This window comes from Aeromonas sp. R5-1 (genome assembly GCF_040908265.1).
Lineage (GTDB): Bacteria > Pseudomonadota > Gammaproteobacteria > Enterobacterales > Aeromonadaceae > Aeromonas > Aeromonas caviae.
In genome coordinates, this window is the sequence record NZ_JBFODJ010000111.1 from 1 (window position 1) to 5,668 (window position 5,668).

Annotated in this window: 2 protein-coding genes and 1 pseudogene; all 3 read left to right on the forward strand. The window is 55.8% G+C overall.

Annotated features, from left to right (window positions below):
* The first annotated feature begins 280 nt into the window (after window positions 1-280).
* The 3 genes and pseudogenes from AB5Y64_RS15980 (at window position 281) to AB5Y64_RS15990 (ending at window position 5,260) form a co-directional block, all read left to right on the forward strand.
* On the forward strand, window positions 281-1,417 hold the full coding sequence (locus AB5Y64_RS15980; protein ID WP_021141311.1) for an ISAs1-like element ISAs12 family transposase: 1,137 nt from the start codon (window positions 281-283) through the stop codon (window positions 1,415-1,417).
* A 33-nt stretch (window positions 1,418-1,450) separates the two neighbouring features.
* Window positions 1,451-2,143, forward strand: a pseudogene (locus AB5Y64_RS15985) (oligosaccharide MFS transporter); the annotation flags it as partial.
* Between the two features lie 54 nt (window positions 2,144-2,197).
* Window positions 2,198-5,260 (forward strand): beta-galactosidase, encoded by a 3,063-nt coding sequence (locus AB5Y64_RS15990; RefSeq protein WP_082030016.1) that lies wholly within the window; start codon window positions 2,198-2,200, stop codon window positions 5,258-5,260.
* Window positions 5,261-5,668: the final 408 nt, after the last annotated feature.

Genomic DNA, 5,668 nt, shown 5'->3' on the forward strand with positions numbered 1-5,668 from the left:
CAGGGCGAGATCGTGAACATTTTGTTAAAAATTAAAAATAGTTTTTTGCCTACAAAACAAATACTTATAGGCCTGTGATATGCAGTTAACTTTATAGTCAGGATCGCCTTCACACTTTTTAATCGTCACTGCACGTCATTTCAGCTCAAAAAATGCGCATGAAATCCAAAAAATGATAATTTCCATGATTTCCATAGTTAACAATTTGCTCACATCCTCACCCTGAAATTTGACCTGGTGATCCGGCTGTGATCTCATGCTCCTTTTCAGGAGTGCTCTCATGTCTATTGATGCCGTTTTCGCTCAGTTCTTCGACAATATTCACGACCCTCGCCAGCATGCCAAGATTTATTATCCCTTCTACGATGTCCTGTTTCTCACCGTCTGTGCCGTGATCGGCGGGGCTGAGGGCTGGGAAGATATTGAGGATTTCGGCGAGGTTCATCTTCCCTGGTTTCAATCCAAGGGACTGTTTAAAAACGGCATTCCTGTCCATGACACCATTGCCAGGATCATCTCCGGCATCAAACCAGAGCCGTTTCAGGCCGCCTTTGTGCGGTGGACTCAAGCCATTAACCAGCACACCGATGGCGCCCTGGTCGCTATCGATGGCAAAACCCTGCGCAGTTCCTATGACCGTGAGGATCGAACGTCGACCATTCACATGGTCAGTGCCTATGCCGCCGCCAATAAGCTGGTGCTCGGACAGATAAAAACCGACGCCAAGTCCAATGAAATTACCGCTATTCCCGAGTTGCTGGCGCTGCTCGACATCAAAGGCTGCCTGGTATCCATCGATGCGATGGGGTGCCAGACCGAGATCGCCGAGACCATCCTTCAGCAAGGTGGCGATTACTTATTGGCCGTCAAAGGCAACCAACCCAAGTTGTTCGAGGCGGTTCGACAGGCCCTCGCCCCGCTGGCGGCCACCCCGTTATGCGCAGAGACGATGACGCTTGAGAAGGCTCATGGCCGCATCGATGGTCGTGAGTACCATGTCATGGCGGCGGGCGAGTTGGCCGCCCAGTTTCCTCATTGGAAACAGTTGCACAGCATTGGCGTGGCCATCTCCTATCGCGTTGAAAATATGCAAAAAATTACCATAGAGCAGCGTTATTTCATCAGTTCCAAAGCGTTGGTGCAGGATGAGTTTGCGCGAGCGGTGCGTGGGCACTGGGCCATCGAAAATAGCCTGCACTGGGTGCTGGACGTCACGATGGGCGAGGATGATTGCCCGATTTATCGCGGTGATGCCGCAGAGATTTTGGCGTGCATCCGGCACATGGGGCTGAACATGCTCAGGGCCGAGACTTCACGCAAGGCGAGCGTAAGACGGAAGCAAAAAATCGCAGGAATGAGCAGTGAATATCTGGAAACGGTACTCAATGCGGGTCTCAAAAAACTGGGTGAAATTTAACAAAATGTTCACGCTCTCACCCTGGGTCGTGGAAGCACCAGTGAGGTGTTAGATAGTATTGGCGCCAATCAGAAAGGGTTTAGCATAAAACTGGCAATGAGGTTGCTGAAACAAGCAAAATTCTGGTTTTTCACCCTCTATGTAATCGGTGTAGCATGTACGTATGACGTATTTGATCAACAATTTGCAAACTTTTTTACCGCATTCTTTGATACAAAAGAAGAAGGTACTCGTTACTTTGGTTATGTCACCACTATGGGGGAGTTACTGAACGCCAGCATCATGTTTTTTGCCCCACTGATTGTGAATCGAATTGGCGGAAAAAATGCCCTGCTAATCGCTGGGACCATCATGTCTATTCGAATCATCGGCTCATCATTCGCCGAGACAGTTAGCCATGTCATTTTGCTGAAAACCCTGCATATGTTGGAAGTTCCATTCCTGTTAGTCGGCACATTCAAGTACATCACTAGTGAATTTGATGTTCGCTTTAGTGCGACTATCTGGTTGATTGGCTATCAGTTCTTCAAGCAGCTAGCAACCATGTTTATGTCTGTGTGGGCTGGCTCTATGTATGAGGTGATGGGCTTTCGTGAAACCTACTTGGTATTGGGCATTATTGCCGCAACTTTCACCTTTATTTCTATTTTTACCCTCTCAGGAATGGGGCCACTTGGGCTGTTAAAGGGTAGAACGATGGTTTCAAAAAAAGCCGCCAGTTACTAACCGAATGTTTTGTAATCAGAGATTTGAAAAAGGTTATAAAAGATGAATAACAGTATGACGTTACAACAAATCATTTATCGTGCCGATTGGCAAACACAGGCTGTGACCAGTGTAAATCGTTTACCCGCCCATACCCCCATGTTCAGCTGGCGCAGCGAAACCGATGCCAGGGGTGATCTGGCCTCTTCCTCCCGTCTCTTGCTCGATGGCGAGTGGCGCTTCTCCTTCTTTGCCGCTCCCGAATTGGTGCCCGAGAGCTGGCTGGCGCAGGATCTGGTGGATGCTTGCCCCATTACAGTGCCGGGCAACTGGCAGCTGGATGCCGCCTATCCAGCTGCGCGGCCGCTCACCGATGGCCCCATCTACACCAATATCAAGTACCCCTTTCCCTGCGATCCGCCCCGAGTGCCAGCAGAGAATCCTACTGGCTGCTACTCCCGCGAGTTCGAACTGCCCGCCGACTGGCTGGCAAGCGGACAGAGCCGGATCATCTTCGACGGGGTGAGCAGTGCCTTCCACCTCTTCTGCAACGGCCGCTGGGTCGGTTACTCCCAGGACAGCCGCCTGCCCGCCGAATTCGATCTGACCCCATATCTGCAGAGCGGTCGCAACCGGTTGGCGGTGCTGGTACTACGTTGGTCTGATGGCTCCTATCTGGAAGATCAGGATATGTGGTGGCTGTCGGGGATCTTCCGCTCCGTCAGCCTGCTGCACAAACCGTCCCGCCATCTGATGGATATGCGGGTGACCCCCGAGCTGGATGCCTGCTATCGGGATGGCCGTCTCAAGATTGCCCTGCAGGTCGCCAATGGGGCTGGCCTCTCGGTAGAGGCCAATCTCTATGACGGTAGCGAGCGGGTCGCGACCCTGCTCCAGCTGATCGGCACCCAAGCCATTGATGAGAAAGGGGCTTACGACGATCGCGCCGAGCTGTGGCTCGACGTGGCTGCGCCGCGCAAGTGGAGCGCCGAGACGCCCCATCTCTATCGCTTCACCCTGACCCTGCTGGACGAGCAGGGCCAAGCTATCGAGAGTGAGGCATGTGATGTGGGCTTTCGGGTGGTGGAGATCCGTGGCGGCCTGCTGCGGGTCAACGGTCAGCCGCTGCTTATTCGCGGTGCCAACCGTCACGAGCATCACCCTGCCAAGGGTTATGCCATTGATCGCGCCACCATGGAGCGGGATCTGCTGCTGATGAAGCGGCACAACTTCAATGCGGTGCGCTGTTCCCACTATCCCAACCACCCCGACTTCTATCGCCTCTGCGATCGGCTCGGTCTCTATGTGGTGGACGAGGCGAATCTGGAGACCCACGGCATGACCCCCATGGGGCGGCTGGCGCGGGATCCTGCCTGGAGCAATGCCTTTCTGGAGCGGGCCACCCGCATGGTGGCACGGGATTTCAACCACCCCTCCATCATCATCTGGTCGCTCGGCAACGAGTCGGGTTACGGCCCGGCCCACGATGCCATGTATGGCTGGATCAAGCGCAGCGACCCGAGCCGTCCGGTGCAGTACGAGGGGGGCGGGGCCGATACCCCGGCCACCGACATCATCTGCCCCATGTATGCCAGAACCCATCAGGATCAGCCCTTCCCGGCGGTGACCAAGTGGGCGCTGGCCAAGTGGATCGGTCTGCCCGACGAGCACCGGCCACTAATCCTCTGTGAATATGCCCACGCCATGGGGAACAGTCTGGGGGGCTACGCCCACTACTGGCAGGCGTTTCGCGATCATCCACGTCTGCAAGGCGGGTTTGTCTGGGATTGGGTCGATCAGGGGCTCGACAAATACACCGCCGATGGTCGCCACTACTGGGGTTATGGCGGCGATTTTGGTGATGTGCAAAACGATCGTCAGTTCTGCTGCAACGGTCTGCTGTTCCCTGATCGCACCCCCCATCCCGCTTTGTGCGAGGCGAAGCGTGCCCAGCAGCCGTTCCGCTTCACCCTGCTTGAGCACATCCCGCTGCGGGTGCGGATCGAGAGCGAATACCTGTTCCGGGAAACCGATAACGAGCGGCTTTGCTGGCAGCTGTGCGAGAACGGCCATGTGCAGCAGCAGGGGGAGATCTCCCTTGAGCTGGCACCGCAAGGGGTGGTCGAGTTGACCCTGAGCGAGACACTGCCCACCTTTGCGGCAGGCTCACAGGCCTGGCTCGATCTGGCGATCATTCAGCCACAAGCCACCTTGTGGTCGCAGGCGGATCACAAGGTCGCCCGCCAGCAGTTCACCCTGCCGACCCCTCTTTCCCTGCCAGCTCCCGCTGCTGTCGCCATCCTGACTGAGCAACCGGATGGTTGGCGGATCACTGCCGCAAACAGCCAGTGGCGGCTCGACAAGCAGAGCGGCCGTATCACCAGTTGGCAAAAATCGGGGAAGGAGCAGTTGCTGGCGCCGATCATGGATCACTTCTACCGGGCGCCGCTGGACAACGACATCGGCACCAGCGAGGCAGATCACGCTGATCCCAACTCCTGGATTGCCCGCTGGCAGGCGTGTGGCCTCGGTCAATGGCAGCACCGCTGTTTGGGGATCTCGGTCACCGGAGGGGATATCCGGGTCAGTCATGGCTACTTCCACCACGATGAGCTGCTGCTGGTGAGTCACTGGCATCACTGTTTTACCGACGATGGCGCCATGAGCCTGGAGATAGAGACTGAGCTGGCGCAGGCGTTGCCGTCGCTGCCGCGGATTGGTCTGCTGCTCCATCTGGCCGAAGTGCCGGTGCGCGCCGAATGGCTGGGGCGCGGTCCTCACGAGAACTATCCGGATCGCCTGCTGGGAGCCGATCTGGGGCACTGGAGCTTGCCGCTGGAGGCCATGCACACCCCTTACATCTTCCCGAGCGACAACGGTTTGCGCTGCGATACCCGTCAGCTGCAGCTGGGCAGCACGACAGTGAACGGCAGCTTCCATTTCAGTGCCAGCCGCTTCAGTCAGCAACAGCTGGCCGCCGCTCGTCACCAGAGCGATCTGGTGGCCGAAGAGGGGCTGTGGGTATGTCTCGATGGCGCCCACATGGGGGTGGGTGGCGATGACTCCTGGAGTCAGAGCGTGCGTCCCGAGTATCAGTTGCTGGGGCGCAGTTACCGCTGGGGTTGCACCCTTTACTAAGTGAAGTCTGCAAGACTATGATGATGAAGCGCCGGGTGATACCCGGCGCTTCTATTTTTATGAAATGTCATAAACACACCTCCTACACTAAATAGCTGTTCCGAATAGTAGATCACTGCACTCGTACAGCCTCGACAAGAGGCATTGAGCACACATCGAGGTCTGAGTCTTGCCACGTCAGGCTTTGCCACCTGATGGTAGAGATGCTTTACACCACAAGGCTTTCGGCAAAATGTAGCACTATTAGGGGCGCTGTTTCCCAAATCAACCATCAAGCCACAACCCCGCCGATAAACGCCGGCTCGGTGATCAGACCGACATTCCGCACCTGATTTAGGAATAAATTTGCCGATAGCGCTCACCCAATACCTCCAAAATGATCTGCTGGTCTCCTGTTAGCTCCGTTAC